Origin of the sequence: Paenibacillus sp. FSL F4-0087, assembly GCF_038020215.1 — a bacterium.
In the GTDB taxonomy this organism is placed as follows: Bacteria; Bacillota; Bacilli; order Paenibacillales; family Paenibacillaceae; genus Paenibacillus; species Paenibacillus taichungensis.
In genome coordinates this window covers 3,655,538-3,680,171 of sequence record NZ_JBBODJ010000001.1, presented here as the reverse complement: position 1 = coordinate 3,680,171, position 24,634 = coordinate 3,655,538, and the positions used below count along the sequence as shown (strand labels likewise).

General features: G+C 46.3%; 15 protein-coding genes, 13 tRNA genes and 4 rRNA genes. 4 read left to right on the top strand and 28 right to left on the bottom strand.

What is annotated here, in order from left to right; translation table 11 throughout:
- The first annotated feature begins 138 nt into the window (after positions 1-138).
- Entirely contained in the window at positions 139-1,020 is an 882-nt protein-coding gene (locus tag MHB84_RS16945; RefSeq protein ID WP_076291162.1) for a LysR family transcriptional regulator, read from the top strand.
- A 20-nt stretch (positions 1,021-1,040) separates the two neighbouring features.
- Positions 1,041-1,715, top strand: coding sequence for a VOC family protein (locus tag MHB84_RS16940; protein WP_076291161.1), 675 nt, complete (start codon positions 1,041-1,043; stop codon positions 1,713-1,715).
- Positions 1,716-1,758: 43 nt separating this feature from the next.
- Here MHB84_RS16940 and MHB84_RS16935 read toward each other — a convergent pair whose 3' ends face one another.
- Positions 1,759-2,124 carry a MerR family transcriptional regulator gene (locus MHB84_RS16935; RefSeq protein WP_076291160.1) on the bottom strand — a complete coding sequence of 122 codons (366 nt, stop codon included), beginning with the start codon at positions 2,122-2,124 and terminating at the stop codon, positions 1,759-1,761.
- 129 nt (positions 2,125-2,253) lie between these two features.
- Here MHB84_RS16935 and MHB84_RS16930 point away from each other — a divergent pair, with 129 nt between their 5' ends.
- On the top strand, positions 2,254-2,904 hold the full coding sequence (locus MHB84_RS16930) for a nitroreductase family protein (RefSeq protein WP_076291159.1): 651 nt from the start codon (positions 2,254-2,256) through the stop codon (positions 2,902-2,904).
- A 427-nt stretch (positions 2,905-3,331) separates the two neighbouring features.
- Here the strand turns inward: MHB84_RS16930 and glmS are convergent, their stop codons facing one another.
- From glmS to MHB84_RS16800, 26 genes are all read right to left on the bottom strand, one after another.
- Entirely contained in the window at positions 3,332-5,164 is a 1,833-nt protein-coding gene (glmS, locus tag MHB84_RS16925) for a glutamine--fructose-6-phosphate transaminase (isomerizing) (protein WP_076291158.1), read from the bottom strand.
- A 742-nt stretch (positions 5,165-5,906) separates the two neighbouring features.
- Positions 5,907-7,247 (bottom strand): phosphoglucosamine mutase, encoded by a 1,341-nt coding sequence (gene glmM, locus MHB84_RS16920; RefSeq protein ID WP_076291156.1) that lies wholly within the window; start codon positions 7,245-7,247, stop codon positions 5,907-5,909.
- Between the two features lie 73 nt (positions 7,248-7,320).
- Complete coding sequence (locus tag MHB84_RS16915) at positions 7,321-8,802, bottom strand: CdaR family protein (protein WP_076291155.1); 1,482 nt, start codon at positions 8,800-8,802, stop codon at positions 7,321-7,323.
- Positions 8,795-9,634 carry a diadenylate cyclase CdaA gene (gene cdaA / locus MHB84_RS16910; protein WP_063567044.1) on the bottom strand — a complete coding sequence of 280 codons (840 nt, stop codon included), beginning with the start codon at positions 9,632-9,634 and terminating at the stop codon, positions 8,795-8,797. The genes MHB84_RS16915 and cdaA overlap by 8 nt, the downstream gene beginning before the upstream one ends.
- A 424-nt stretch (positions 9,635-10,058) precedes the next feature.
- Positions 10,059-10,673 (bottom strand): zf-HC2 domain-containing protein, encoded by a 615-nt coding sequence (locus tag MHB84_RS16905; RefSeq protein ID WP_062329949.1) that lies wholly within the window; start codon positions 10,671-10,673, stop codon positions 10,059-10,061.
- A 135-nt stretch (positions 10,674-10,808) separates the two neighbouring features.
- On the bottom strand, positions 10,809-11,375 hold the full coding sequence (gene sigW / locus MHB84_RS16900; protein ID WP_017692117.1) for an RNA polymerase sigma factor SigW: 567 nt from the start codon (positions 11,373-11,375) through the stop codon (positions 10,809-10,811).
- 255 nt (positions 11,376-11,630) lie between these two features.
- Entirely contained in the window at positions 11,631-14,423 is a 2,793-nt protein-coding gene (gene ppc, locus MHB84_RS16895) for a phosphoenolpyruvate carboxylase (RefSeq protein ID WP_076291154.1), read from the bottom strand.
- Positions 14,424-14,998: 575 nt separating this feature from the next.
- Positions 14,999-15,069 (bottom strand) — tRNA-Gly (locus tag MHB84_RS16890).
- Positions 15,070-15,078: 9 nt separating this feature from the next.
- Positions 15,079-15,152, bottom strand: a tRNA-Pro gene (locus tag MHB84_RS16885).
- A 16-nt stretch (positions 15,153-15,168) separates the two neighbouring features.
- Positions 15,169-15,245 (bottom strand) — tRNA-Arg (locus tag MHB84_RS16880).
- Between the two features lie 6 nt (positions 15,246-15,251).
- Positions 15,252-15,326: transfer RNA gene (locus tag MHB84_RS16875), tRNA-Gly, on the bottom strand.
- An 8-nt stretch (positions 15,327-15,334) separates the two neighbouring features.
- Positions 15,335-15,416, bottom strand: a tRNA-Leu gene (locus tag MHB84_RS16870).
- A gap of 6 nt (positions 15,417-15,422) precedes the next feature.
- Positions 15,423-15,498: transfer RNA gene (locus MHB84_RS16865), tRNA-Lys, on the bottom strand.
- 16 nt (positions 15,499-15,514) lie between these two features.
- Positions 15,515-15,589, bottom strand: a tRNA-Gln gene (locus MHB84_RS16860).
- A 10-nt stretch (positions 15,590-15,599) separates the two neighbouring features.
- Positions 15,600-15,675 (bottom strand) — tRNA-Val (locus MHB84_RS16855).
- Positions 15,676-15,798: 123 nt separating this feature from the next.
- Positions 15,799-15,870, bottom strand: a tRNA-Glu gene (locus MHB84_RS16850).
- Between the two features lie 10 nt (positions 15,871-15,880).
- Positions 15,881-15,953: transfer RNA gene (locus MHB84_RS16845), tRNA-Thr, on the bottom strand.
- Between the two features lie 3 nt (positions 15,954-15,956).
- Positions 15,957-16,032, bottom strand: a tRNA-Asn gene (locus tag MHB84_RS16840).
- Between the two features lie 84 nt (positions 16,033-16,116).
- Positions 16,117-16,233: ribosomal RNA gene (gene rrf / locus MHB84_RS16835) — 5S ribosomal RNA — on the bottom strand.
- A gap of 80 nt (positions 16,234-16,313) precedes the next feature.
- Positions 16,314-19,239 (bottom strand): 23S ribosomal RNA (locus tag MHB84_RS16830).
- A gap of 137 nt (positions 19,240-19,376) precedes the next feature.
- Positions 19,377-19,452, bottom strand: a tRNA-Ala gene (locus MHB84_RS16825).
- A 22-nt stretch (positions 19,453-19,474) separates the two neighbouring features.
- Positions 19,475-19,551, bottom strand: a tRNA-Ile gene (locus tag MHB84_RS16820).
- A 36-nt stretch (positions 19,552-19,587) separates the two neighbouring features.
- Positions 19,588-19,704 (bottom strand): 5S ribosomal RNA (gene rrf, locus MHB84_RS16815).
- Positions 19,705-19,810: 106 nt separating this feature from the next.
- A 16S ribosomal RNA gene (locus MHB84_RS16810) occupies positions 19,811-21,362 on the bottom strand.
- Together the 16S, 23S and 5S rRNA genes with 13 tRNA genes alongside form the textbook arrangement of a ribosomal RNA operon.
- Before the next feature lie 495 nt (positions 21,363-21,857).
- Positions 21,858-22,088, bottom strand: a complete 231-nt coding sequence (locus MHB84_RS16805; RefSeq protein WP_017692114.1) for a hypothetical protein — start codon at positions 22,086-22,088, stop codon at positions 21,858-21,860.
- Between the two features lie 209 nt (positions 22,089-22,297).
- On the bottom strand, positions 22,298-22,915 hold the full coding sequence (locus tag MHB84_RS16800) for a stage II sporulation protein M (protein WP_076292180.1): 618 nt from the start codon (positions 22,913-22,915) through the stop codon (positions 22,298-22,300).
- A 121-nt stretch (positions 22,916-23,036) separates the two neighbouring features.
- Here MHB84_RS16800 and pdaB point away from each other — a divergent pair, with 121 nt between their 5' ends.
- Complete coding sequence (gene pdaB / locus MHB84_RS16795; protein WP_076292179.1) at positions 23,037-23,813, top strand: polysaccharide deacetylase family sporulation protein PdaB; 777 nt, start codon at positions 23,037-23,039, stop codon at positions 23,811-23,813.
- Positions 23,814-23,955: 142 nt separating this feature from the next.
- On the opposite strand, the gene MHB84_RS16790 is transcribed toward pdaB, so the two are convergent.
- Positions 23,956-24,585 carry a KinB-signaling pathway activation protein gene (locus MHB84_RS16790; RefSeq protein ID WP_076292178.1) on the bottom strand — a complete coding sequence of 210 codons (630 nt, stop codon included), beginning with the start codon at positions 24,583-24,585 and terminating at the stop codon, positions 23,956-23,958.
- Between the last annotated feature and the right edge of the window lie 49 nt (positions 24,586-24,634).

The following is a 24,634-nucleotide window of genomic DNA, read 5'->3' as shown; positions in this document are numbered from 1 at the left end:
ATATAGCTGCATTCACTAATGATCCAGGCTGTAGATCTTTTTGTGGTGCAAGACTAGTATAGAAGTATTAAGATGATTGAACAATACAATAGTTTCTATTAAAATGATTATAAAAACCAATGATATGAGGAGAAGCATATGGAAATTCGCCAAATGGAGAACTTTATCGTCGTTTGTGAGGAACTCCATTTTACACGTGCAGCAGATAAAATCGGCATTTCTCAACCTACCTTGAGTCAACAGATTCGAGCGTTGGAGGATGAGTTGGGCGTTCCCTTGTTCGACCGGGTAGGCAAAAAGATTGTGATGACGCAGGCGGGAACACTATTTCTAGAGCACTGTGTACAAATGGTTCGGCATTTACAGAATACCCAAGATGCATTAGCTGAATTCCGCAATGATCAACGAGGCAAGCTGGTGATTGGTGTCCTACCCTCCGATTTGGACTACCGTCTTACTCCATTACTCGTTAATTTTCATGCCCATTTTCCCAAGGTAAAATTAAAGGTTGTTTCTTCGATTTATGTACTGAATCAAGTGTTGGATAACGAAGTCGACATCGGCATCGAGCTCACTTCCAACTCTGATGACCGTCTTGTCCGCATTCCTTTGTGCAGCGAAGAATATGTACTCGTCGTTTCGGAGAACCACGCTTGGGCTGAACGAAATGAGATTGGAATTAAGGAATTGCGCGATATTCAGACCGTAATGTTTCCGGAAGGATTCACGGGCAGAGAACTGGTTGATGGCTATTGCCGCAAATATGGCTTTACCTTGAATACAATAATGGAGACAAGTTCGGCAACCTCCATTATTAGTCTGGTCAAAGCTAACGTTGGCGGAACAGTGCTGCCATATCCACTGATCAAGGCAATGAATGAACCAACACTACGCAGCATCCGAATTACGGACGATGCCCCTTACCGTCATTTTGAGATCATTCATCGGTCCGACCGTTACCTGACCCAATCTGCCAAAGCATTTATTGAGAAAACCATTGATTATTTTAATCAAGGATAAGTTCAGAGGGAGTGACTTGAATGCAAATAAAAGAGGTTAATTTGTTCACCCATCAAATGGAGGCCATGAAGCAGTTTTACGGTACGTTACTGGAGTTGGAGCTACTGGATGAGAGTGCATCATCCGTATCGTTCCGCACAGGAAATTCGGTCCTTTCATTTCAGCACGCTCCTGATCAGGAAAAGCCCTTCTATCATGTGGCATTTACGATTCCGACAAACCAACTTGCTGAAGCCAAGAAATGGGTTCAAGATCGAAACATTCCTTTGCTTTCTAAAGATGATAAAGATGAGTTCTATTTCCCCTACTGGGACGCAACAGCTATCTATTTCTATGACCCGAGTGGTAATTTGATGGAGTTCATCGCACACCATTCGTTGGATAATGCAGTCGAAGAAACCTTTGATTCTAGGCAGCTACTATGCATTAGCGAGATTGGTCTGCCTGTCGATGATGTACCCGATACCATAAGCAAAATGAATGGGCAGTATCACCTTGAACCCTTTGCCGGAGACGGAAAACAATTTGCCCCCATCGGGGACGCGGAAGGCATGTTTATTGTAATTGACAAAGAGACGCCATGGTTCCCAGACGGACGCAATCCCGGGGTATTCGCCACGGAGGTAAAAGTTGAAACGGGGCAACCCGGTAGTCTACGTATACAGAACGGTCTGTATTCCATTGTTTCGATTTGATGTTAGAGTGTACTGAATAATAAGCTCAATAGGGACGTGAGGCTCAATACTTGCCAAAACCATCCTCACAAGTGATATCCGCCTTAAGAATATCGTACAGATTTTGTTTGGAATTCTCTAATTTTTTCTGTGCCTCTTCAATTTCTGTTATTTTCGCTTGGATAACGCTTGCTTGTTCATTACTTGAAAATCCCTGTTTAGAGATCATAGATTGGATCTCATGGATCGTAAAACCAACAGCTAAACATTGTTTAACTACTTCCAGATGCTGAATAATGCTCTGGGCATATACCCGATAGTTATTTTTATCTCTCAGTATATGTTCATCCGTGATAATACCTATCTTCTCATAATAACGAATAGTGGATATCGGAAGGTTTACACTCTTGGCTACTTCACTAATTTTCATATGGATCGCCCTCGTTTCTTTTTCTTGCTATAAAGTATACTTCATAGTTTACAATCCTCATAGTGAGACGGATTGAGGTAACCCCATAACCCACTCTCACCAATATTAGATATGAGGAGAGATATCCATATGAATACAATTACCGGCCAATTCAACAAAACAAATGATTTTGATACCATCGTCTTGGAGCGCCATTCCGTTAAGGTCTACGACCCTGAAGTCAAAATCAGCCGCCAGGAGATGACAGAGATACTGGCGAAAGCTTCACGTGCCCCTTCGGCGATTAACATGCAACCGTGGCGTTTTCTTGTCATCGACAGTGCTGAAGGCAAAGAGAAGCTTGCACCACTAGCCTCTTTTAACCAGACACAGGCACTAACGTCCTCGGCTGTCATTGCCGTGTTTTACGATGCCAATAACGTTGAATACATGGAAGAGATTTTCAATAAATCAGTGGAACTTGGATACATGCCACAAGACATCATGGATATGCAAATGCAGCAGGTAAAACCTTATTATGCGAACATAAACGCTTCCCAACTACGTGATATTAATCTCATTGACTCAGGTCTCATATCCATGCAACTCATGCTCGTTGCCCGTGCCCATGGCTATGATACGAACCCTATGGCCGGCTATGATAAAGACCAGATCTCTGAAGCCTTCGGACTAGATAAAGAGCGTTTCCAGCCCGTGATGTTGATCTCCATAGGTAAAGCAGCCAAAGATGGCTACCCTTCCTATCGTCTCCCAGTTGAAACGATTACGACTTGGGCGTAACCAATAGTAAATTCTAAAACAAACATGACAATGGAAAACTCTATTTATGAGCATCATTTTTAAACTCATTTCAAATTATCCTGTTGCTCGTGGGTATTACCGTTAGAAACTAAAACTAATCGTGCAGAGAGTCTTTAAGATGTATTATCTCTGGATTAAAGATTTATGTTCATATAACAATGAAAATTAATTAATTCCATTCGAAAAATAGATAAAATTTCTGTTTGGCCCCTATAACCAGAGTGCTTACCCTATAAACTTTGCTTCAGTCAAAGGATTTCATAAATGTGCCCTCTACTGATTTCGACATAAGAATTTTAACGTTAGATTCATAATGGAAAGGTTCATAACAAAAAGGGTCCTAATGACAACTGTCATCAGGACCCTTTTAATATAAACTTAAATAATATAAGAATTTAACAATCCCTTACTCTACCGTTACACTTTTCGCCAGGTTACGTGGTTTATCCACATCGTGACCTAGTGCCAGGGAAGCGTAGTATGCCAGTAATTGCAATGCTACAACGGACAGAGCCGGGCTGAGCAGTGGCAACGTCTTAGGAATCGCAAACGCTTGGTCAACGGATTTCAGCAATGGTGCTACGTGCTCTTCGTACGTAATTGCCAGTACGTCTGCGCCACGTGCTTTCACTTCTTTGATGTTGCTCACAGTTTTCTCCAGCACGTTCTCCTGCGTTGCCAAAGCAATGACAGGGATACCGTCCTCGATCAATGCGAGCGTACCATGTTTCAACTCACCCGCAGCATACGCTTCGGAGTGAATATAAGAGATCTCTTTCAGTTTCAACGATCCTTCTTGTGCTACTGCATAGTCCAGACCGCGGCCGATGAAGAAGAGATGTTCATGTTTGGAGATTTGTTCTGCATATCCTTTAATAGCTTCCGCTTGCTCCAGCATGGATTCAACTTGCTCAGGCAATGCTTGCATTGCTGCCAGCGTGTGAGCAATCTCTTCTGCTGTTTGTGTGCCGCGAACTTGTGCAAGGTACAGACCCAGCAGGTTGAACGCGATCAATTGCGAAGTGTACGCTTTGGTGGAAGCTACTGCAATTTCCGGTCCTGCCAGTGTTGCAATCACATCGTCCGCATCACGTGCAATGGAGCTACCTACAACGTTAGTGATGGCGAGTACATGTGCACCATTTGACTGTGCTTCACGCAGTGCAGCAAGTGTATCAGCCGTTTCACCGGATTGGCTCACCACGATCACAAGTGTATCTTTGCTTACGATCGGGGAACGATAGCGGTATTCGGAAGCAACATCTGTTTCAACCGGAATACGTACCAATTGCTCAATCACTGTACGTCCAACCAGACCTGCATGGTACGCTGTACCACAAGCGATGATTTGAACGTTACGGATATTTTTAATTTGTTCTTCAGTCATTTTCAACTCAGGAAGTTGAACCTTTTTGCTTTCATTATCGATGCGACCCAGCATTGTATCACGATATGCTTTTGGTTGCTCATGAATTTCTTTCAGCATGAAGTGCTCGAATCCGCCTTTTTCTGCGGTTACAGCATCCCAATCGACACGAATCATTTCCCGAGAAATAAAGTTACCTTCAATCGTCATCAATTCGACAGCATCATGTGTCAATACAGCCATCTCACCATCATTCAGAATGTACACGTTACGTGTATGTTCCAGAATTGCCGGGATGTCGGAACCAATGAAGTTCTCGCCTTCACCAATACCAATAATCAATGGGCTTGCTTGACGCACAGCTACGAGTTTCTCAGGCTCATGCTCTGTCAATACACCCAGTGCGAATGCGCCACGCAACAACGTGATCACTTTTTGCACTGTTTTAACGATATCACCATTGTATTCACGTGCGATCAGGTGAGAAATAACTTCAGTATCTGTCTCGGAAGTGAACGTGTGACCTTGAGCCATCAATTCGTCCTTCAGATCCAGGTAGTTCTCAATAATACCGTTATGCACAACAGAGAACTTCTGGCTTCCATCCGTGTGTGGATGAGAGTTCTCATCAGATGGTTTACCATGAGTTGCCCAACGTGTGTGTCCGATTCCGGCATTACCTACCAGTGGTGCACCATCCAGCTTAGCTTCAAGGTTCGCAAGACGACCAAGAGCTTTCGTGATTTGCAGACCTTCCGGTGTGAATACCGCGATACCTGCAGAATCATAACCACGATACTCGAGTTTCTTCAAGCCTTCGACCAATACCGATTGAGTGTTCTTATTACCAATATATCCAACAATACCGCACATAGTTTATTTCCTCCGTTTGTATATGAATACTGTGTCACGAAGAGAAACAGGCTGGCACGGCATATCGAAAAAATGAAAATGATTGCCTAACGTATCATGAAAACTTTCAATTATTCAATTATCAATGATCAGAGCAGCCTCTTGCCGCTCCGCAGTCATAAGCTGTTATTAGATGCAATCATGAATGTACATCATTTTCCCGTCCGCGCACTGTTCACGCTCTTCGCGCACATTCATTTGAATTTTAGTTGAATCTTGCACCTACCGGCGCGTTGTGTGGACAGTCACCCATCCATTTTCCGCAATCCGGTTTACGGCTCTGGTGCATCACCGGGAGGTCCCCGCCGAACAATCCGAACACCTCCACCTCGTCAGCTTGATTGCCGTCGGTCTTGCTCAGTAACATCTTTATTGTTTCAAGATTAGTACTGATCAAAATCCTTCCCGCGCAACTTCAAGCTCTGGCGCTTGTGTAACTAGTACCTTACGATCCTCACTTTCTGTGTCTGAATGACGACTCCACTCATTATATGCACGTCAGGTTCATTTTGCAATGGAGCAAAGTACCTGTGACAATTTCGGCATATTTACCCACAATCCCGACCGGATAAACAGACCCATGGTCTCACTAGGCCGGGACGTAGGAATATGGGTTTGTATGGCATAAACCCTGTTAGATTAAACCTTATGAGACAGTGATTCCCTTGAAACAACCGTGTTTGGAAGGCCTATGGATCAGGTCCTATACCAGTTCTTTTTGCACAACATCTGCAATTTGAGATACGAATTGTTCAAGTTCATCTTTATCTGGTCCTTCCGCCATAACGCGGATCAGGGATTCGGTCCCGGACGCACGAACAAGTACACGTCCATTATCGCCCAGATGCTGCTCTACTGTAGCAATGGCTTGCTCAATCGCGGAATTGCCCTCGTATTTACTCTTATCTTCAACACGCACGTTCACCAATACTTGTGGATACTGGGTCATCAGCGCCTTAAGTTCACTCAGTTTTTTACCGGAAGCCTTCATCGTGTCCACAAGCTGAATCGCTGTCAGCATGCCGTCGCCTGTTGTGTTGTAATCCAAGAAAATAACATGACCGGATTGCTCTCCACCCAGGTTATAACCCCCACGGCGCATTTCTTCCATCACATAACGGTCACCCACAGCAGTCTTAGCTGTTTTCAGTGCCAGTTTCTCCGTTGCTTTGTAGAATCCGATGTTACTCATTACGGTAGATACCACGGTACTGTCTTTCAGCTTGCCTGCACGATTCATCGCATCACCACAGATGCACAGAATGAAGTCACCATCAACCTCAGCTCCTGTCTCATCAATAGCAATCAGACGATCCGCATCCCCGTCAAAAGCAAGGCCCAGATCCGCATTATGTTTCAGCACCTCTTGTTTTAAATGCTCTGGATGAGTTGATCCGCATTGCTCATTGATATTCAGGCCGTTAGGCTCAGCGCCAATGGCAATGACTTCTGCACCAAGTTCTCTGAACAACTTGGGTGCCAGTTCATAAGCTGCTCCGTTAGCACAGTCCAGAACAATTTTGAGTCCTGAGAACGATTCATTTACCGTTGTTTTCAGGTAGTCCAAATAGCGATAACGGGATTCTTCATCCACAGTAACGGTCCCCAAACCACCACCTACTGGGCGTGGCAATTGATCCGTTTCTGCATCCATCAGTTCTTCAATCCGGTTCTCCGTCTCATCGGACAGCTTGAAGCCATCTCCCCCGAAAAATTTAATTCCATTATCCTCAACCGGATTGTGAGAAGCCGAGATCATTACCCCTGCATCGGCTTTCAGCAGACGAGCAATATACGCCACTCCAGGAGTGGATACAACACCCAGACGAATTACATCGGCGCCAATGGACAGCAAACCTGCAACCAGTGCGGATTCCAGCATAAGCCCCGAGATTCGGGTATCCATACCAATAACCACTTTCGGTCTTTCCACACCGCCTGCAAGCACATAACCACCACAACGTCCGATGCTGTAAGCCAGCTCCGCCGTTAATTCTTTATTGGCAACACCTCTTACGCCGTCTGTACCAAAATATTTCCCCATGATCTAACTCCTTCTATTCGCATCATATAAGAGCATAAACGTTATTTTTAAAATTCTGATCTGAACATTTTCTTTACGGATTGGAGCCACTATTACTGCTACCGCTGTTATTGGAGTTACCTCGACTGGTATTCCCCTGCTGGCTCTGCTCCTGATTGTCCGTATTCGATTCTGTTTCTTCTTCTCCAGGAGCAGTTTCGGTATCTCCATTCTCGACTTCGGCTGGTGAAGGATCAGGCCCCAGCGTTCCTTCATCATTCGGATCCTCGCCGGGAGCAACCGTCGTATCATCAGCCTTTTCGCTAATTTTGACGGTAGCGCTCAGATCAACTGATGATTCATCCAGTTTGGCAAAACGAGGCAAGTCAGCCTCAAGCTTTATTTCATGTGTGCCTACCGCAAGTCCAGCAAGATCCGCAGTCAGCTTGATATCATCACTACTTAGACCTTCAAGCATCGTGGAAGAACCTCTAAGCGTAATATTCAAGCCGCCACTTTTGGGAGTCACCAGTGTCCCTTCCAGCCCGTTCCCCGCATCAGTAAGCGTAATGGGTACGTTCGGAAAGACTTTGGTCGTCTCCTGAAGCTCATCGTAAGGCGATACCGTCACCTTAAGCTGAATCGAACTAGGCTCGATTTTCTCAAAACCGGGAGGCGGCGTCAAGTCCACGTTAACTGTAGACGTTCCTGCCTCATTGAACTGTGTAAGATCAAGGGTTACTTGGTCGTAGGACTGTATACCCGCAAGCGCATCCTCTGTTCCGTAAACCGAGACTTCTTTCACGCTTGGTTCAACCGTGGAGAGCACCATCCCCTCCGGCAGCTGTCCCGAATATTTGATTCTTAAGGGCACAGTTGTATAGGGCTGACTGACCGGAATACGGACTTCAACGGTTTCTGGTGTAACAATCGCATTTTCAATGACCTTGCCTTCGGCATCGTATGCCTGAAGCTTCACTTTTTTCTGCGTTACGTCATCCTTCGCATCCTTCACGCTCACACTGCCCTGAACCTTCGCTACGGCGTCAAGCTGCCCTTCCGGCAGAGTTACCTTAACTGGCTCTGAAGGTTCAACAACGGGCGTTCCAGCGTTATATCCGGCGGATGGTTCTCCTTCGGGTACAATATTCACATTGAAGGATTTGGTGCCCAATTTCTCCACGTTGACCGTAACCATGGAAGGCTCCATGCTAACTACCTCAACCCCGGAAGGCAGATCGGGTACTAGCGGTAACGTATTGGACCCATCTTTCACCTGACTAAGATCCACTAGCACCTTATAATCATCATTCGTAAAAATCGAAGTTAACATCGAACGTTGCCCTTTAATCTCCAGACGTACCTCATCCGTACTTAATGAAGTAAGTACATAGGAGTTACTGTCGAGTCCATAAGGCTGAACAGGCACAGTACGCTCCACAACCTTATTAGTTGTCCCTGTCGTGATCGTTGGCGTAGTTGGTACTTCATCTAGATGTATCATGAACCAGAGCAACAAACTCACCGCTAAAGCGAGAATCTTGGCAAAATTGTTGTTATTGAACCATTTATCCATTTTTACGTCCCCCCTTCCGTTTCCAGAAGGTAGTCCAACCATTCTTTTTAGTCAGATTGGATGTTGGACGCAGTTCTTCGTACAGTTTGGCAATCAACGATTCTTCCTTAATATCACGAACAACCTGTCCATTCATCGCAAGTGACACTTGTCCTGTCTCCTCCGAAACAACCAAACAGATCGCATCCGCAACCTCGGTAATCCCAATGGCTGCTCGGTGACGCGTTCCTAGCTCTTTGCTAATAAACGGATTCTCGGACAAAGGCAAATAACAGGCTGCCGCCGAAATCTGTTTGCCCTGTATAATGACGGCTCCATCATGGAGCGGTGTATTCGGAATAAAAATGTTAATCATCAGTTCTGAGCTGACCAGAGATTGCATCTGGATCCCGGACTCTGTGTAATCGTTCAGACCCGTTTCCCGTTCGAATACAACCAGTGCACCAATTTTACGTCGTGACAAATAATTTACGGACTTAATAATCTCACCAATTAACACCGTTAATTCTTCATCACTTGCTGCTGCCGAGCGTCCAAACAGTTTGCCTCGACCCAATTGCTCCAGACCGCGGCGAAGTTCCGGTTGAAAGATAATAAAGACCGCAACGACACCAAACGTAAACATCTGGTTCATCAGCCATTTGAGCGTATAGAGATTTAGCCACGTACTTAGTGCCCAGATCACTACAAGGAACAGAATACCTTTAAGCAGCTGAACCGCACGGGTACCCCGCACAAGCAAAATCAATTTGTACATAATATAGGTAACGATCAATATATCGATAACGTCCTTAATGGACTCTTTCCACGTTAAGTCAGCAAAATAGTTCATAAGCCTGCCCCCGCTATCCCCATTGATGAGTAAACCCTGCTCTCATATTAACCCATTAGGATTTAATTAATCCTTTATCGCATTTGCATAATCCATTCAGACTCACTCTCAGGTACAAAAGTTGGCCAGAAACGAACACTCTGATCTAATCAGCGTAAAGACGAACAGAATCATTTCGATCTATAATTTGCTGATTGAAAGACGCTCTTTGGATTTATGCAAAAAGCTTATCTATATGTAGTAGTATGTTCTCTTTAGTATCTAGGTTATAACGTTAACGTTCATGTTGCAAGTTACGGGAGTCACAAACTGCGCATAAACAACACAAATCCCATAAATTACAAAGTTATCAGATAAAAAAAGAGTACCCCAGCAATCTGGAGGTACCCTGCTTGGTATATACCATTGAAGAATTTACTCTGTTTTAGCGATAAGCCACTTCATTTACCATATTGGTTATTTTGTACCAGAACCAGTCCAGCGCCTGATCAATACTTTTCACCTGACCGGAAATATGTGCCGTTGAAGCCTGATACAACTGTCCGTCGATGACCGTAAGATTGCCATTCACATCACCGTATACCTGAGCAGTTCCATTCTCTATCGTAAGATCGCCAGCAATGGACTTGCCCTCCGGAACAATAACCGTGTTTCCTTCAATCACGATCTGGTCCAGATTATTTCCCTTAACGACCATTTCGTTATTCTGATTCCAGAAATTCCAGGCGCTAAAGAGCATCACGACCAAAAAGAAGGCTGCCGCCGTCAGCGCGGGATGTCCTTTGACCCATTTGAGCCATACTTGCTGTCTCTTGGGCTGGGGCAGAGCATTCATAATTCGATTGGTCAGCTCATCCGAGGCAGACGGTGAATAGTGTTTCATGGCAAAGAGTAGCATTTCCGTCTGTTCCAACTCTTTAAAGCGCATGCGACAATCCGGACAGGTCACAAGGTGACTTTTCAGTTCAACCTTCTGGGCCGGGGACAACGACTCATCCAAACATTCATGCATTAAAGAGACGGCCGAGTTGCAATCCATATGAGAGCCAATCCTTTCTTAGATCACTTAGTCCTTGCATTGCCAAAAAGCACGCATAAGACTTGCATACATTACATACGCATCCGTTTCGGATATGTTTCAAATAATTTCGCCCAAAATACAGACGTTTTACATTTATAACTTATACTCCAGTTTTTTACGCAAAAAATCACGGCCCCGATGAACACGAGTCTTAATCGTTGTTACGGGCATACCTGTCACATCACTGATTTCCTGTAGCGACAAGTCCTGTAAATATCTCAAAATCATGACTGATTTATACTTGGCCGGCAAACTGTCAATCGCTTCACGGATTAGTGTCTGTGTTTCAGACAAAAGTGCTTCACTCTCTGGTGTACGATCATCGCTTGGAAGCATTGCATAACCATCAGATCCTTCCTGATCATTCAGCTCTGCATCCAATGAATAAGAAGGTTTCTTCCGCCGTAAGCGGTCAATACACAGATTGGTTGCAATCCGGTATATCCAGGTTGAGAACTTCTGGTTCGGATCATACTTCTCCATATTGCGAAACACACGTAAAAACGTCTCCTGTACAACGTCCTCAGCTTCATGACGATTGTTCAGCATCCGGTATGCCAGATGAAACAGCTTGTCCTTGTATAATTCAACGATTTCTGCAAAGGCTCGCTGGTCACCCTTCAGTACCAGCTTAACAAGCCTGTTCTCCAAATTGTCCACCCTTATTCCCCCAGACATGCTGATGGGTCTTCCGCCTTCTGATACCCGTCCACACTTGTAATTCACCAATCAAATCGTAAATCAACTTTGGTCAAAAATCAAGACTGTGCCGGAAAATAACCGCCAAAAACAGTAAAAACGGGAACTCCCGAAGGAGTCCCGTTTCATCTCTCACTCAAGCTGAGGAAAGAATTAAGCTTTTACTATCTATATGGCTGGAAAATTCACTTCATATATTGTTAAGCAGGTTAATGATCAGCCCGTATTCCGAAGTCCTGCAGCAATGCCGTTAATTGTAAGCAGCACTTCACGCAGCAACTCTGTGTCATCCTCGCCACGCTCACGCATGTCTCTGAGCTCACTCAGAAGTTGGACCTGCATGTAGGACAAAGGATCGACATATGGATTACGAAGTCGGATCGACTCTTGAATCACCGGTACATCATCCAAAATTTCAGCTTCTCCCGTAATTTTCAGAATCAGCTCTTTGGTAAGTTTGAATTCAGATTCAATCTGACCATAGATGCGATCACGTGCTTCCACATTGGAAGTCATGGCCGAGTATTCCTTCGCAATAACCAGATCTGCTTTGGCAACAGCCATCTGTACCGTATCAATTAGTGTACGGAAGAATGGGAAGTTTTCATACATTTCTTTCAGGACAACCAGATTTTCTTCTTTATCCTGATAGTAACTTTGAAGTCCCGTTCCTGCCGCATACCATGCGGGAAGCAGATAACGACTTTGGGTCCAGGCAAATACCCAAGGGATCGCTCTCAGGTCCTCGAACTTGTCGCTGTTTTTCCGTTTGGATGGACGTGAACCAATATTCAGTTCCCCAACCTCAGGCAGCGGTGTCGATTCCTTGAAGAAAGTAAAGAAGTCTGGATCACGGAAGATGAGATCCTGGTATTTTGTCAGGGATACTTCAGAAATATCTTTGATGATGCTGTCCCACTGACGCTCTGAGTCCGACTCCTGCGGCTCCAGACCGTTTAGTGCAGCTGTAATCAAAGCCGATGTAGCCTGCTCAAGACTGCGGTATGCAATTCCCTGAAGGGAATAACGGGAAGAGATAACCTCACCCTGCTCTGTAATCTTGATGCCCCCACCAATGGTGTGTGGTGGTTGAGCAAGAATACTACGGTTGAGAGGCATACCCCCACGTCCAAGCGCTCCACCTCTACCATGGAAGAACTTCAGTTTAACGCCGTGTTTATTCCCAACAGCGGTGATAGCATTCATCGCCACGCGCAGCTCCCAGTTGGCTGTAACAACCCCGCCATCCTTGTTGCTGTCCGAGTAACCCAACATGATTTCATGCAGTTCATTCCGTCCACTCACACTTGCGCGATATACCGGAAGATTGAACAGCTTCTCCATAATTTCCGAAGCGGCATGAAGATCATCAATCGTTTCAAACAATGGAACCGCTTGAAGCGTAGATACCACTTCACCGTTATGCTCTTTGCGGAACAAACCTACTTCTTTGGCAAATACCATAACCTCAAGCAGATCACTTGCTCCTTGGGTCATACTAATCAGGTAGCTTGTGATACAGCCGGCCCCAAACTCGCTCTGAGCACGTTTGATCGTACGGAATACATCCAGAGTTTCTTTGGTCCCCTCAGTGTATTGATGATAAGGGGAAGTCAGCGGACGAGGATCATCCAGCAAACGAGCCAGCAAATCGATTTTGCCATCTTCCGTCAAACGAGCATAATCTTCTACGATGTTCATCTTGGCCAAAATCTCCGACATCGCATTTTCATGCTCTTTGCTGTGCTGACGCACATCCAATGCAGCTGTATGGAATCCGAACAGCTCCACTTGACGAATCATTTTACGAATGGTCGTATCTGCTACATAGTCTGCAAAGTGATGACGCAGGCTGCGATCGATAATCATCAGATCATCCATCAGTCCTTGAGCGCTGTCATAGCGGTCAGGCTGTCCTACTTTGTTCTCGTCCAGAACATTGTTCAGCTTGGCAATCATATAAGCCAATTTAATGCGATATGGCTCTTTTTCATTCCGCCACATGTCCACTTTTTTCAACGTTACACAACTACGATCTTGCTCAATCGACTGAACCAGCTCATCCGATACGTGAATGATGTTCGTGCTGAAGCTGAGATGTCCCATAAGTTCAATCATAATCCGTTGATACTCACGTAAAGCGAGCTTACGCTGCATCAACAGTGTCTGCCATGTTACATCTGAAGTTACCGAAGGATTTCCATCCCGGTCTCCACCGATCCAGGAACCGAACCGCAAATACGTCGGCACATGCCAGTCATGGTCAGGATAAAATTTATTCAGGCAGCGTTCAAGCTCCTGGTATACATCCGGAAGTACATGGAACAACGTTTCATGAAAGTAATACATTCCGTTCCGTACTTCATCAAGCACAGTCGGTTTACGGTCACGAAGCTCATCAGTCTGCCATAGTGTAATGACTTCATTCAGCAACTTCTCCCGCAACTGTTCACGTTCACGCAACGTCAGCGTAGGATTATCAAGTGACATGACATCTTCGGATATCCGTTTGTGGATGTCCAGTATAACCCGACGCATGGCTTCGGTTGGATGAGCTGTCATCACCAATTCCAGCGATAAATCTTCTAGAATATCCTCTACTTCCGTGTGAGACAGTCCACGTTCCTTCAGATCTTGTACTGCTTTTTCAATCGATCCAGGCTGCACAGCGTCCCCTGCAGAACGTTCATAATCCCGTTTACGCCGGATCCGATGGTTTTGTTCAGCAATATTAACTAATTGAAAATAAATCGCAAAAGCTCGAATCACCTGATGGCGATTTTCTGAGTCTAATTCCTGGATCATCGTTTTGAACTCTGCATAAAGTTCTGGCAAGAACTCTGCACGCAACGATTTGCTCGTTTCCCGAATCTTCTCAACGATATCTAGAAGTTCCGTGCCTCCTTGATGGACAAGAACTTCTCCGAGTATATTGCCCAGGAACCGCACGTCTCGCCGAAGCAGGTTGTTGGATTGGCTTTTGCTGGCGGTTACCATAGTTTCAGTCATGCTTATCCTCCCATCTGATCGTTCCATTCGTACACGTAAATTTGACACCTTCATAACATCATACAATAAAATGGTACGAAAATCTTTATTTTTCTACTAGTAAAAATGGGGATTTACCCTGATTTACAGCACAAAAACACGCTTTATTATTCATTTTCTTGTTCTGCTTCGATTAATGGTCAAATGCTGTCGCATGATACCTTTTTCACGTACTTTTCATTACTCGAATAACTCATACCTATTCTTAATTTTTCATAAATATACAGTTAGACTTGGAATGTTCGTTGCACCTGAATGGATTCGTATCTGCATGATTTCCATTATTACAAACCAGACGAAACATAAAGAAACATGACCGGCAAAGCAAGCTTTTGTATACTTTATCACAGTGACGCAATAAATTAAAGAGTGTTTTTATAATTTTTTGATTCTTATAGCAGAATTTAATGAAGAGGTTTGAGTTATTCTTTCACTTATCAAACGAATATAGGGGAGATTGGTATTATAATGAGGTGTTGTTTCTATAAATAAAAGAAAAGTCCCTGTATATACAGAGACTTTTCAATGAATCATGAAGCGGGTGATGGGAATCGAACCCACGCTATTAGCTTGGAAGGCTAAAGTTCTACCATTGAACTACACCCGCAAATAAAAATCGGGATGACACGATTTGAACATGCGACCCCCTGGTCCCAAACCAGGTGCTCTACCAAGCTGAGCTACATCCCGATATTTATGAAAATAATGGCGCGCCCTGAGAGATTCGAACTCCCGGCCTTTTGATTCGTAGTCAAACGCTCTATCCAGCTGAGCTAAGGGCGCAAATATTGGAGCGGAAGACGGGAATCGAACCCGCGACCCTCGCCTTGGCAAGGCGATGCTCTACCGCTGAGCCACTTCCGCAAAACCTATGCGCGTGGAGGGACTTGAACCCCCACGTCGTGAAACGCTAGATCCTAAGTCTAGTGCGTCTGCCAATTCCGCCACACGCGCATATAATGGTGAGTCATGAAGGGCTCGAACCTTCGACACCCTGATTAAAAGTCAGGTGCTCTACCAACTGAGCTAATGACTCAAACTGAAAAATAAGATGGCTGGGGATATAGGATTTGAACCTATGCATGACGGAGTCAAAGTCCGTTGCCTTACCGCTTGGCTAATCCCCATTAAGTTAAGTGGTGGAGGCTGAGGGGATCGAACCCCCGACCCTCTGCTTGTAAGGCAGATGCTCTCCCAGCTGAGCTAAGCCTCCATCCTATGACCCGTAGGGGATACTCTCACTTCGTTCGAGACTGCGAAGCCATTGCTAACGAAGTTTATCCTCCGACGAACCTTTGGGATTCTGATCCCTTTTTTAAGCTAATAAATATAGCTATGACCCGTAGGGGATTCGAACCCCTGTTACCTCCGTGAAAGGGAGGTGTCTTAACCCCTTGACCAACGGGCCCCATTTCCAAAGCTCTCAACCGGGATCGAACCGGTGACCTCATCCTTACCATGGATGCACTCTACCTACTGAGCTATGAGAGCAAATGGCTCCCCGAACAGGGCTCGAACCTGTGACAACTCGATTAACAGTCGAGTGCTCTACCAACTGAGCTATCAGGGAATAATATGCATTTGCAGGGCAAATGCAATTCATCATACAACGTTAACATGCAGAGCCTGTTTTCTATGTAGGATGAAAGAGTTCGCTTGGCGGCGTCCTACTCTCCCAGGACCCTGCGGTCCAAGTACCATCGGCGCTAGAGGGCTTAACGGTCGTGTTCGGGATGGGTACGTGTGGAACCCCTCCGCCATCGCCACCAAACGCATAGCTTAGCTTACATCTCAGAGTTTATTCTCTGAAAACTAGATCCGAAACGAAATGTGCGATTTACAACGTGCATATTGGATAAGCCCTCGACCGATTAGTACTGGTCAGCTCCATGCATTGCTGCACTTCCACCCCCAGCCTATCTACCTCGTCGTCTTCAAGGGGTCTTACATACTGGGAAATCTCATCTTGAGGGGGGCTTCACGCTTAGATGCTTTCAGCGCTTATCCCTTCCGTACATAGCTACCCAGCGGTGCTCCTGGCGGAACAACTGGTACACCAGCGGTACGTCCATCCCGGTCCTCTCGTACTAAGGACAGCTCCTCTCAAATTTCCTACGCCCACGACAGATAGGGACCGAACTGTCTCACGACGTTCTGAACCCAGCTCGCGTACCGCTTTAATGGGCGAACAGCCCAACCCTTGGGACCTACTTCAGCCCCAGGATGCGATGAGCCGACATCGAGGTGCCAAACCTCCCCGTCGATGTGGACTCTTGGGGGAGATAAGCCTGTTATCCCCAGGGTAGCTTTTATCCGTTGAGCGATGGCCCTTCCATGCGGTACCACCGGATCACTAAGCCCGACTTTCGTCCCTGCTCGACTTGTAGGTCTCGCAGTCAAGCTCCCTTATGCCTTTGCACTCTTCGAATGATTTCCAACCATTCTGAGGGAACCTTTGGGCGCCTCCGTTACTCTTTAGGAGGCGACCGCCCCAGTCAAACTGCCCACCTGACACTGTCCCCGCACCGGATTACGGTACCAGGTTAGAACCTAGATACGATCAGGGTGGTATCCCAACGGTGCCTCCACAGAAGCTTGCGCTCCTGCTTCAAAGGCTCCCACCTATCCTGTACAGATCGTACCCAAATTCAATATCAAGCTGCAGTAAAGCTCCATGGGGTCTTTCCGTCTTGTCGCGGGTAACCTGCATCTTCACAGGTATTAAAATTTCACCGGATCTCTCGTTGAGACAGCGCCCAAGTCGTTACGCCATTCGTGCGGGTCAGAATTTACCTGACAAGGAATTTCGCTACCTTAGGACCGTTATAGTTACGGCCGCCGTTTACTGGGGCTTCGGTTCACAGCTTCGGATTGCTCCTAACCGCTCCCCTTAACCTTCCAGCACCGGGCAGGCGTCAGCCCGTATACTTCGCCTTACGGCTTCGCACAGACCTGTGTTTTTGCTAAACAGTCGCTTGGGCCTTTTCACTGCGGCCCCCTCGTGCTATTCACACTACCGGGGCACCCCTTCTCCCGAAGTTACGGGGTCATTTTGCCGAGTTCCTTAACGAGAGTTCTTCCGCGCGCCTTAGAATTCTCTTCTCGCCTACCTGTGTCGGTTTGCGGTACGGGCACCATCACCTGGCTAGAGGCTTTTCTTGGCAGTGTGAGATCATGACCTTCGCTACTATAATTTTCGCTCCCCATCACAGCCCAGCCTTACGATGTGCGGATTTGCCTACACATCAGCCTCACTGCTTAGACGGACATCCATCAGTCCGCGTCACTACCCTGCTGCGTCCCCCCATTGCTCATAACGGCTTACGGTGGTACAGGAATTTCGACCTGTTGTCCTTCGACTACGCCTTTCGGCCTCGCCTTAGGTCCCGACTTACCCTGAGCGGACGAGCCTTCCTCAGGAACCCTTAGGCTTTCGGCGGATCAGATTCTCACTGATCTTTTCGTTACTCATACCGGCATTCTCACTTGTATAATGTCCAGCGCTCCTTACGGTACACCTTCAACCCTTATACAACGCTCCCCTACCCCTGATGCAAAGCATCAAGCCATAGCTTCGGTGGTGTGTTTAGCCCCGTTACATTTTCGGCGCAGAGTCACTCGACCAGTGAGCTATTACGCACTCTTTCAATGGTGGCTGCTTCTAAGCCAACATCCTGGTTGTCTGTGCAACTCCACATCCTTTCCCACTTAACACACACTTGGGGACCTTAGCTGATGGTCTGGGCTGTTTCCCTTTTGACAATGGATCTTAGCACTCACTGTCTGACTCCCGGAAGTAAGTCTATGGCATTCGGAGTTTGACTGAGCTTGGTAACCCTTGCGGGCCCCGCACCCAATCAGTGCTCTACCTCCACGACTCTGTTTTCCGAGGCTAGCCCTAAAGCTATTTCGGGGAGAACCAGCTATCTCCGAGTTCGATTGGAATTTCTCCGCTACCCCCACCTCATCCCCGCACTTTTCAACGTGCGTGGGTTCGGGCCTCCAGTGCGTGTTACCGCACCTTCACCCTGGACAGGGGTAGATCACCCGGTTTCGGGTCTACGTCCACGTACTATGTCGCCCTATTCAGACTCGCTTTCGCTGCGGCTCCGGCTCTTCACCTTAACCTTGCACGGGAACGTAACTCGCCGGTTCATTCTACAAAAGGCACGCCATCACCCCTAAAACGGGCTCTGACTTTTTGTAAGCACACGGTTTCAGGTTCTATTTCACTCCCCTTCCGGGGTGCTTTTCACCTTTCCCTCACGGTACTGCTTCACTATCGGTCGCTAGGAAGTATTTAGCCTTGGCAGATGGTCCTGCCGGATTCATACGGGGTTTCACGTGCCCCGCACTACTCGGGATACATCTCGGAGAGAACCAACTTTCAAGTACAGGGCTTTTACCTTCTTTGGCGGGCCTTTCCAGACCTCTTCGTTTAACCGGTTCCTTTGTAACTCCATGTGAGATGTCCCACAACCCCAAAGAGCAAGCTCTCTGGTTTGGGCTTCTCCGCGTTCGCTCGCCGCTACTGACGGAATCACTATTGTTTTCTCTTCCTCAAGGTACTTAGATGTTTCAGTTCCCCTGGTATGCCTCTACATAACCTATGTATTCAGTTATGAGTAACTGGAAATTACCCCAGCTGGGTTTCCCCATTCGGACACCCCCGGATCAAAGCTTGCTTACAGCTCCCCGAGGCAGTTTCGTTGTTCGCCACGTCCTTCATCGGCTCCTAGCGCCTAGGCATCCTCCGTGTGCTCTTAGTAGCTTAACCAATTGCTCCAAGGAGCAAATGCAATCTACCGTTTTATTGAAACTTGTTTACACAAGTCCAGCTTAAAAAGGAATGTTCTAATTCGCAATTTTCGTTTCGATATCTAGTTTTCAAAGAACAAGCTTGTAAAATCTTGTTGGTGGAGCCAAGCGGGATCGAACCGCTGACCTCCTGCTTGCAAGGCAGGCGCTCTCCCAGCTGAGCTATGGCCCCATATTAGATTTTAAGGTATACATGGTGGGCCCTGGTGGACTCGAACCACCGGCCTCACCCTTATCAGAGGTGCGCTCTAACCAACTGAGCTAAGGGCCCACATTATATATCATATTGAAACCCGTAATGGGTTACGCTTGGCGGCGTTCTACTCTCCCAGGACCCTGCGGTCCAAGTACCATCGACGCTGAAGGGCTTAACGGTCGTGTTCGGGATGGGAACGTGTGGAACCCCTTCGCTATCGCCACCAAACGTTTGAGAGTTCGAGCTCTCAAAACTGAGCAACGAGTGAGTAACTAGCCGACCTCGCTAGATTTTGTATTTGAATGTTTCCGCTACGGGAAACGATTCTCCATAGAAAGGAGGTGATCCAGCCGCACCTTCCGATACGGCTACCTTGTTACGACTTCACCCCAATCATCTATCCCACCTTCGGCGGCTGGCTCCTTGCGGTTACCCCACCGACTTCGGGTGTTATAAACTCTCGTGGTGTGACGGGCGGTGTGTACAAGACCCGGGAACGTATTCACCGCGGCATGCTGATCCGCGATTACTAGCAATTCCGACTTCATGCAGGCGAGTTGCAGCCTGCAATCCGAACTGAGACCGGCTTTTTAGGATTCGTTCCACCTCGCGGCTTCACAGCCCGTTGTACCGGCCATTGTAGTACGTGTGTAGCCCAGGTCATAAGGGGCATGATGATTTGACGTCATCCCCACCTTCCTCCGGTTTGTCACCGGCAGTCACCTTAGAGTGCCCACCCGAAGTGCTGGCAACTAAGATCAAGGGTTGCGCTCGTTGCGGGACTTAACCCAACATCTCACGACACGAGCTGACGACAACCATGCACCACCTGTCTTGAATGTTCCGAAGAAAAGGTACATCTCTGCACCGGTCATTCAGATGTCAAGACCTGGTAAGGTTCTTCGCGTTGCTTCGAATTAAACCACATACTCCACTGCTTGTGCGGGTCCCCGTCAATTCCTTTGAGTTTCAGTCTTGCGACCGTACTCCCCAGGCGGAGTGCTTAATGTGTTAACTTCGGCACCAAGGGTATCGAAACCCCTAACACCTAGCACTCATCGTTTACGGCGTGGACTACCAGGGTATCTAATCCTGTTTGCTCCCCACGCTTTCGCGCCTCAGCGTCAGTTACAGCCCAGAGAGTCGCCTTCGCCACTGGTGTTCCTCCACATATCTACGCATTTCACCGCTACACGTGGAATTCCACTCTCCTCTTCTGCACTCAAGTCACCCAGTTTCCAGTGCGATCCGGGGTTGAGCCCCGGGATTAAACACCAGACTTAAATGACCGCCTGCGCGCGCTTTACGCCCAATAATTCCGGACAACGCTTGCCCCCTACGTATTACCGCGGCTGCTGGCACGTAGTTAGCCGGGGCTTTCTTCTCAGGTACCGTCACCTTGAGAGCAGTTACTCTCCCAAGCGTTCTTCCCTGGCAACAGAGCTTTACGATCCGAAAACCTTCATCACTCACGCGGCATTGCTCCGTCAGGCTTTCGCCCATTGCGGAAGATTCCCTACTGCTGCCTCCCGTAGGAGTCTGGGCCGTGTCTCAGTCCCAGTGTGGCCGATCACCCTCTCAGGTCGGCTACGCATCGTCGCCTTGGTGAGCCGTTACCCCACCAACTAGCTAATGCGCCGCAGGCCCATCCCCAAGTGACAGATTGCTCCGTCTTTCCAGTTCTCTTCAGGAGAAGAAAACAACTATTCGGTATTAGCTACCGTTTCCGGTAGTTGTCCCAAGCTTGAGGGCAGGTTGCCTACGTGTTACTCACCCGTCCGCCGCTAACTATCAGAGAAGCAAGCTTCTCTTCAAGTCCGCTCGACTTGCATGTATTAGGCATGCCGCCAGCGTTCGTCCTGAGCCAGGATCAAACTCTCCAATAAAGTATTGAAAAGAGCGATAAGCTCATTTTGAAACTGACGAGATTAAAAATCTCATTGTTGCTCCAGTCGATCCAAGCCAAGGCTTGTCTCTAACTTTCGCGTTCATTCTGCAAGCAGAATGTTTACTCACTCGTTGTTCAGTTTTCAAAGATCAAACATTCAATTTGTTTCGGTTTTCCTCGTCACCGTATTTTCAGCGGCGACTTTTATAATATATCATGTTTAAGTTTACTTTGCAAGCACTTTTTTTCGATTTATTTTCAATCGCTTTATTTCAGCGCTTGTTTCAGTTAACTTTTCCTTAAAAAAGGAACGAAAATTAATTTATCATATTGAACAAAAAAGGTCAACCCTTTTTCGACAAATTGTTTCATATCCTTTTTCAAAGCCGTCTATTCTACCTATTCCTGATTCATGGTGTCTGAGGTACAGCGCTGGCTTTACGGGCCGCACCTCTCTTATATTGGTGAACTTTAGCATCCCACTACCACATCATTACGGCTTGGATTTTTTTAGTTTGCCACCTCTAGCATATTTGGATAGCTCTTTGGGTGGGGCAAAGCGTGCATACATACGGAACACAGTCTTGTAGCGACTCGCTATGGCGTATTTAATTTCTTGATCGAGACGGTTGTCACTTAAGTCGAACAACATTTCGTCGAGCTCTTTGCGCAGCACATAATCCAGTTCCTTGCATTCCTTCTCGTTAAACAGCATACCCAGCATTAGAGTTCTCCTTTTTCTGCATATGGATAATGGCGTGTCCCATTGTATGTCATATTCGAGCCCCTTAATTCAGGCCATATATTGGACAGCGCCGGTTTTAGTAGCAAACCTAGGATCATCTTTGTTTGTCCTTTTGTGGTTGCTACTGAAACCCGTTTTATTGTTATGGTCAACTTTCTGAAAATTTATGAATGTCATCCCATACAAATTTATCCTCGCACCAGGCTGTAGGTAAGTGTACTTTCGATAATCGCTGCAACAAAAAGCAAAATAACAATCCAGAAGGATGCAGTTACCGTTGTACGCATAAACGCACTCCACTGGCTGCCAATCGTATTTCGTTTCTCCCCGCTAAATTGACCAAGACTTTTGAGAACCAATCCACCAAACCTTAGACCAAATGCGCATGCGATAATAATTACCGGAATTTCAATAATGCCATGTGGAAGAAGTCCTTTCACAACAATATCAAAGAAGCTAGCCCCATAGTTCATTGTGGTGTGTACCAGAAATCCGATAACCATGCCATTGATCAACAGGAAAACGACAGGCAGAATGCCAAAGAAGATACCAGCATAGATCACAAGTACACTTTTGATGGCATTATTAAAGAAGATAAAGAGGAAGAAGTTCCATTGCACATTGTCCCCCTGCTCCAGCCGCTCACTAACCTCCCTTAGCCCCCCGATTTGATTCAACAATATATCCTCAAGTGTTCCTGTACTCACCCATCCCGTGCCTATTCCGACAACAAACAATACAATCGACCATATTAATGCACCACGAATGGAACCTAAAGCTCTAAGAAATGTACTGAATTTTAACATAATATCCTCCTGTAAAACCAAGATGTTGGACAAACAAACGTCTGATACGAATAACTGCGAGGTACGAGCATACATTGGAGAGTAAACAAGCATTTCTTATGGGAGAGGGGCGCTTATTGAAATGAACTCGTTCTATGTATTTAGCGGCAAAAAGATCAAACGTTTCCTGATTGTGCTGGTTGCTGCCGTCTTTGCTATCGGGATTATTTATCTGGAGAGCGGCAATATTTCTGTATTCTCGGAGGATGCACCATCCGCCGTATACAGCGTTCCAACCGAGAAGAAGGTTATCGCACTCACCTTTGACATTAGCTGGGGAGATAAAAGGACAGAGCCTATTCTGAAGGTCCTCCAAGATAATAAAGTACAGAAGGCAACGTTCTTCTTGTCCTCCCCCTGGAGTAAGACACACCCCGAGATTGTTACAGCCATCAAAGACGCAGGATACGAAATCGGCAGTCATGGTCACAAGCATGATAATTACAGCAGTCTGACTGAAGAAGAAATCCGCAAGGAAATTTCGACAGCTCATAGCATTTTAACCGATTTAACGGGAAAAGAACCGAAATTGCTACGCCTGCCTAATGGCGACTTTGACAAACGCGTTCTCCAAGTTGCCAGCAGTTTGAATTATCAAGTAGTCCAATGGGACACCGATTCGCAGGATTGGAAGAACCCTGGTGTACAGACCATTGTTGATCGTGTTGTTAGTAAGGCGCACCCGGGTGACATTGTTCTGTTGCACGCCAGTGATTCCTCGAAACAAACGCATGAAGCATTACCTGTGATAATCGACAAGTTAAAAAATCAAGGGTATGAGTTCGTGACGGTTTCTGAGCTGCTTAACCATTCAAGTGTCAAAGGTACGGAAGTTCGCGACCAAGCCAGTGCACAGTAAGCGTTAATTAAAACAGTATTGGTGATGCAAACTGTATACTTGCCTTCCGAAGATCTCCACGTCCTGTAAATGGCGCTGAAGCGCATAAATGAAAAGAGCTAACCAGGTTAGCTCTTTTTGGCGTTTTTTTGTAAGATAATCGCTACGCATGACTTTCTTGTACTTCGGTCTTTCCACTCACCCGCTGCTCCATGGACCCATCTACCAGCCTGTGCAATATCAGCATTTGGTATGCATTACAGATTAACAGTGGAACCACAATAAAGATGGTAGCCGCATTTACATCAATTCGTAAAACACCGATCGTCTCCACCACGGTAACAGCCACCATGAAAAAGAGTGTAGGTACCAACGCCGAAATATGTGTCTGTTTCACTTTTACGTAAACGGTAACAATTCCAGCTGCCAAAATAATGACTCCAAGCACAATATCGGATAGCCGTTCTCGTTCCCCACCAACAAACAAACGTAAAAACATGACATCAAGTAATGCCAACACGGTTAGAACAATCTGTACAATTTGCCAACTGCGTTTCGAAAATACACCTTTGCCCATATAGTTCAATATCAAGTATGCGAAAAAACCCATTTGCGAATACACGCTAATCATAATACCGGAACCAAACAAGATCAGGAGATAAAATAAAAAATCGGTCATTCCATTCGTTTTTTCTCCATTAACCAACATCATAATTAGACCCGTCACTAATGATCCCGCAGCCCCAATAAGCAAAGCTGACCAAAATAGGAAAAACCATTTACGTAAATTCAAATGTTTTCCACCCCCGAGAGTTTATTTTACCAACCTTCACAGCAAAAAA